The following is a 5,964-nucleotide window of genomic DNA, read 5'->3' on the forward strand; positions in this document are numbered from 1 at the left end:
AGTTTGATTTGTATGCGAGGGTTTATGGCAAAAATATGCATTTAAATTTGTCATATTTTATGGTAGTAATCTTGTTAAATCAAGATGATACTATTTTGGAGAATTTTTCTTTAAAATTTAAGTGTGATTTTTAATAGTTAGATATGATTGTTTTGATTATAAGTCATAATCTTTGACTTCTGCAAATTTTTTATAGTATTTGCCATTGTAATATTAATTTTCATTTTTGTGGCTATTTCATCTTCATTTAGAAGTAATATGTCTTTATATGTTCCAAGAACTTTTAAGATCTTTTTTGCTTTTTGTTCTCCAATGCCTTTTATTTTGTTGTAATTTAATTTGATATTGTTGTGTAGTTTGTTGTTAAAATTATTTGCCCTTCTGTGAGCTTCATCTCGAACATTTTGTAGTACTTGGAGAGCCGAGTTTCTTTTTTGTAATTTTATGCCTTGATTTTTATTTGGTAAAAATATTATTTCTTCCTTTTTTGCCAATGCACAAATGGCTATTTTCTCTTCAATCCTTAGTCCTTTTAAAATGGAATAAGCAGCGTTAAGCTGACCTTTGCCACCGTCAATTAGTATTAAATCAGGCAATTTTAATTGTTCATTGAGTAATTTTGAATATCTTCTTGATATGACTTCTTTCATTGCCTTACAATCATCAATCTCTCCATTATTTAGTGAGTTAATTTTATAAACTCTATATCCGTCTTTGAAAGGCTTTCCCATTTTAAACGTAACAAGTGATGCTACTGTTTTATATCCATTTATATGAGCAATATCAAAGCCTTCAATTGTTTTTGGTAATTTTTTCATTTCAAGAATGGTTTTTAGATTTTCAATAGCTTTATTTTTTTCATGATTATATGTTATTAATGCAAGTTTTGCATTAGAAGTTGCCATTTCAATTATTTTAATGTTATCTTGAGTTTCTTTATAGATGATTTCAGTTTTTATATTTTTAAGTTCATTTATTAATTTTGTAATGTTTGAAGTGTCAATTTTTTTAAAAATGTGTATTTTATCTGGTACTATCATGTTTGGAGATGTATAATATTGTGTTATAAATTTTTCTATTAGTTCATCCTCTTCATATATGCTTTCATCAAAATGAATGTCTTTTTCTGTTAATTTACCGTCTTTGTATTTAAGTATTACTATTGTATTTAAGCTATCAGTTTTGTGAATGTATAGATAGTCTTCACTAAGTTTATCTATCTTTGTAATTATTTGAGTTTGACTTATTTCAATTAATGATTTTTTAGTTTCTTTTAGTTTTATTGCTGCTTCAAAATTTTCCTTCATAATGACTTCTTTCATTTTGATTTCAATGTCATTTAAAAGTTTCGATATGTTTCCATTTAAAATATGTTTGATTTGCTCTATTTCTTTTTTATATTCGTCTTCAAGATCTTCTCTATAACATACTCCTAGACACTGACCCATATGGAAATAAAGACACGGATTTTTTGATTTTTTTTTGCATTTTTTTGTTTTAAATGTTTTGTTAATAAGATCTAATACTAAATCTAAATTTTTAACATTAACATATGGTCCAAAATATTCACTTCCATCATTTATTATCTTTCTAGTTTTAAAAATTCTTGGATATTTTTCACAAGTGATTCTTATCATAGGATATCCTTTATCATCTTTTAATTTGATATTATAAGTTGGTTTGTATTTTTTGATTAAGTTGCACTCTAATAGTAGCGCTTCATATTCGCTGTTTGTAGTAATTATTTCTATATTTGTTACGTTATTCATTAATATCTTGGTTTTATGGCTAGTTCGCTTTGAAAAATAGTTTTTTACCCTTGACCTTAAATTTTTAGCTTTTCCAATATATAATATTTTGTTGTCTTTTGAGTACATTTTATAGCAACCACTTGTTTTTGGAAATTTTTCTATTTGTTTATATAAATCGTTTAAGTATTTTCTCATTTTTATTGTCTATTATTGCTTTTAAATAATCATTATTGTTTTTGTGATATAATATTATATCATATTTAAACATTATGTATTTTTGATTTTTTTATTGATAAAGGTCTGTAATGAGATTGATTTTTATATTTTCTCTATTTTGCTTGTATGTCTTTAGTGCTTTTTCTCAAGAGCTTAAGTTGATTCTTGATTATAAGGATGGATTTAAGTTTATTCAGGAAGCTCATAATGTTAATTTTGCAAGAGACAATAGAGGTATTCTTGGGATTTATTTGGATAGGTATAAGGGTATTTTAGATTATAACAATATTGATTTTCGATTGGAGATAGAAAAGGATAATGTATTAAAAGATGCTGCTTTAAATTATTTTGTTGATTCAAATAATGCAAAAATTTCAAATTCTTTTCATAATATTTCAGGAAATTCTTTAATTTTTTATTCAAGTCGCAATACTGTTAAACTTAAGCCGTTAACAAAGAAGGCTTTTTTTTATTCAGGTAATGTGATTGCTGATTTTACTATTCAGTTTTGGGTATATCGTTCTACTTCTGTTACTGGAGAAGTTATTGTAAGTTGGAATGGATATAAAAATATTAAAGGTGTTTGGGTAGATCAAGCAATTAGATTAGAAAGTGAGGGTGGCACTTTTGTTTGGAATTTTAATAATGTTTTTTTAAATGATAATGGTGAGCCTGTTAAAATTAAGCTTAAGAGTGATGATGATTTTGTTCCTAAAGAGTGGCATTTGCATACAGTTAGATATAGGCAAAAAGATGGGTTGTTGGAATATTTGATAGATTCCAAACCTCAAGCTATAGAATATGTTACTTTTGATAAAAGAGAAGGTTCTGGATATTTATTAAATATTGGTAATTTTATTGATTTTGCATTGGGACAGTATTTTACAGGAGCTATTGAAAATTTTGAAATTTATAAAAGTTTTGAGGAAGTACGTAGTGCTTTCTTCTCAAGAGATAAAGGATATATCATTACAAAACCAATTGAATTATCTAAAGATTATTCTCAAATTTTGTCTATTGAATTTGATAGTTTAAAGCCAAAAGATACAGATATTTTTTATTATTATAGGTTAGATAATAAGGTTTTTTATGAAATAGATAAAAATGGAGAGATAAAAAGGAATTTAACAGGAGATTGGATTCATTTTGATTCTAAGAATGGATTACCCAAATTTGATATATCAAAATATATTCAATTTAAGGTTGAATTTTATCCAAGTGGCAATCCTATAGAAAGTCCATCTCTTTATAGCATGGTTGTGACTTATATACCTGAATCTGCACCTTTTCCCCCTTTAATTACAAAAGCTGTTCCAGGATCGAGTGAAATATTGATTGAATGGTTTCCTGTAATTAGCAGTAATATTGGTGGCTATTATATTTATATTGGTGTTAGTCCTGGAAATTATCATGGCAATGCAGGAAATATTTTAAAATCTCCAATTGATGTTGGTAATCAAACTTCTTTTAAAATTACAGGACTTGAAAATGGGAGGCTTTATTATATTAGTGTTGCTTCTTATAATCTAGATAAAAGTGTGAATGAAGAGTCTTTTTCAAAAGAAATTTCTGTTAGACCTATGGAGTTTTTTAAACAATATGAATAATATTAATTTTGAAAAAGCTTTGGAGCTTTATAAAAAGGGTGATTTTAAGAATGCACTTTTGAATTTGGATGTTTTTGATGATAGTTTTGATTCTTTGTCTCTTAAATCTTTACTTTATTTTAGGTTAAAGGATTATAAAGCACTTTTATATGTATTGGATACTTACCCTGTTTTAAGTGAATATAGTTTTTTAATTAAGCTTTTGTATGATGGTGAATTTAAAAGCGATGAAGGTAATTTAAGTTATTTTCAAAATTATAATCTTGGTGTTTTTTATTTTGGCCTTAAAAATTATGAGAAATCTTTAAATTGTTTTTTAACATCTATTAAGCAATATCCTAATTTAATTCAAGCTTTTAATAATGCTGCTGTTTTGTTTGAAATGTTAGGTAATAGAGATGATGCTTTAGAGATGCTTGTTAAAGCTACAGGTATAGATAAAGACAATGCCCTTATTAAATTGAATACTTGGTTTTTAAATAATACTTGTGCATTCAAGAGTGTTCGTCCATTTAAACTAGATGGTAGTTTTTTAAATGTTAATCTTTCTCTTATTATAAATTATTTAATGTATTATTTATATTTTATGGGAGAGATTGATGGTGCAATTAAGCTTTCTGAGAAGTTTTTAACAGATTCTAATTATTCAAAATATATTTGGCATAATAGAGCAACTATTTTGCATAAAATAGGTAATATGACACAGGCTACCAAGTCTTATGTAAAATCTATTTTAAGTTTTCCTAATGTTTATACTATATATAATATGCATATTGCGACAATAAAACTTTTAAATTTTGATTCTAAAAAAGCTATTAATAGAATGTTGTTAGATTATCCTGATATGGAATTGGTTTATTTTTATGCATTTTTATTTTTTTTAAGAAATCGTGAACTTGAAGATGCTTATTTTTACATAAAAAAACTTTGTGTAATGAATATTGATACTTATTCTAGATTTTTAAACTTACTTGAATCTAGAGAAGATATTTTCATTGAAGAGTTGTTGGATGAATGTGCCCTGATTTTAAAGGGTGAGTGGATATTGGAATATTTATTTTTTGTTGACAATTCTTTAGATTTAAGAGAGCCTGTCTTTGTATTTGATTATTATACTAGAATTTGTCCATATATTTGGAAAGTTAAAGATGAACATATTGAACTTAGAGCTAGTAATAGTGAGTTTGAGATTACTAAAGAAATTTTATCAGATGAATTTACTCAAGTTCAGTTGAGTGTTACAATTAAGGAGATTAAGGATTTAATTGAGGCTTATAAAGATTTTAAGATCAATTATTAGACTTAATAAGTTTCTTTTGTTGACAATTGCAATGGCTCTAATATACTATGTATTAATGTGGATTAAGGAGAGATGCCAGAGTGGTCGAATGGGGCTTCCTGCTAAGAAGTTGTCCTTTTAAAAAGGGGACCATGGGTTCGAATCCCATTCTCTCCGTAGAGATTTTTATTAAAGCTTGTCTTTATAAAGATTTCTTTACTTTATGAATATAATAATCTCTAGGAGAGGTGGCAGAGTGGTTTAATGCTACGGTCTTGAAAACCGTCGTAGGTGTAGCCTACCGTGAGTTCGAATCTCACCCTCTCCGTTGTATTTTTTATTATGAACAAATTGGACAGTCGGTTTTTTTCTTTTTAGTAATATCACCTTCAGAATTATTGTTTATTGGAAATGTAAATTCAATTTTTTCATCTGAGTGTGGACCTATTATTAATGGATTATAGAAAATTACAACTTCATTGTTTTTAAAATAGTATTGATATTGTTTAAAAATTTTTTCAAATTCTATTTCAAATGTGGATTTATTGTCATAATGAGTTGCAATTTTTTCAAATTTTGTTTTTACTTCTTCTCTTAATACTTGTATCAAAGAATCCAATTGATCTTTTGAAATGATGTCTGCAAGTTCTATTTTTTCTTTTCCTCTTAAATTAATAGAATGATATGTTGTAAGGCCATTTGCAGCGTATTTATCTATTTGAAATTGATTATATAGAATGGATGTTATGTTAAGGTTTGGATTTTTAAATATTTCAAAATCAGAATAATAGAAAGATTCATGGGGTTCTTTTTTTTCTTTTATTGTTTTAAAAAGTTCGATTGTATCATTTTTCCATTTTTTTATGAATTCTTCAAAACCAAATTCTATTCCTTCTATAGTGGGAATTTGAGCATCAATGTGAAAAATAATGTTGTCTTCATTGGTGGTATCTTCTTTGATAATTTTTGTTTCGATATTGATTTCAGCACTTTCTGTTTTTTTGTCGTGTTTGGTGCATGCTATTGTTATTAAAAAAATTATTATTATGCTTATTGAAAATTTAGATGTCATTTATTGCTCCTTTCTTATAAATGAACTACTATTAACTTT

4 protein-coding genes and 2 tRNA genes are annotated in these 5,964 nt (G+C 26.3%); 4 read left to right on the plus strand and 2 right to left on the minus strand.

From position 1 onward, the window contains the following. Positions 1-137: 137 nt before the first annotated feature. A complete protein-coding gene (gene uvrC / locus BN1173_RS02315) occupies positions 138-1,946 on the minus strand; it encodes an excinuclease ABC subunit UvrC (RefSeq protein WP_040236370.1) in 1,809 nt (602 codons plus the stop codon). Between the two features lie 110 nt (positions 1,947-2,056). Here uvrC and BN1173_RS02320 point away from each other — a divergent pair, with 110 nt between their 5' ends. The 4 genes from BN1173_RS02320 (at position 2,057) to BN1173_RS02335 (ending at position 5,181) form a co-directional block, all read left to right on the plus strand. Further along, positions 2,057-3,574: a LamG-like jellyroll fold domain-containing protein gene (locus BN1173_RS02320; protein WP_040236374.1), complete on the plus strand. Its 1,518-nt coding sequence runs from the start codon at positions 2,057-2,059 to the stop codon at positions 3,572-3,574. Then, positions 3,567-4,874 (plus strand): tetratricopeptide repeat protein, encoded by a 1,308-nt coding sequence (locus tag BN1173_RS02325; protein WP_040236376.1) that lies wholly within the window; start codon positions 3,567-3,569, stop codon positions 4,872-4,874. The genes BN1173_RS02320 and BN1173_RS02325 overlap by 8 nt, the downstream gene beginning before the upstream one ends. 66 nt (positions 4,875-4,940) lie before the next feature. Further along, a tRNA-Ser gene (locus tag BN1173_RS02330) sits at positions 4,941-5,030 on the plus strand. Between the two features lie 65 nt (positions 5,031-5,095). Further along, positions 5,096-5,181: transfer RNA gene (locus BN1173_RS02335), tRNA-Ser, on the plus strand. Positions 5,182-5,193: 12 nt separating this feature from the next. Here BN1173_RS02335 and BN1173_RS02340 read toward each other — a convergent pair. Further along, on the minus strand, positions 5,194-5,925 hold the full coding sequence (locus BN1173_RS02340) for an RsiV family protein (protein WP_025400749.1): 732 nt from the start codon (positions 5,923-5,925) through the stop codon (positions 5,194-5,196). Positions 5,926-5,964: the final 39 nt, after the last annotated feature.

It is taken from the genome of Borrelia crocidurae (assembly GCF_000825665.2).
Lineage (GTDB): Bacteria > Spirochaetota > Spirochaetia > Borreliales > Borreliaceae > Borrelia > Borrelia duttonii.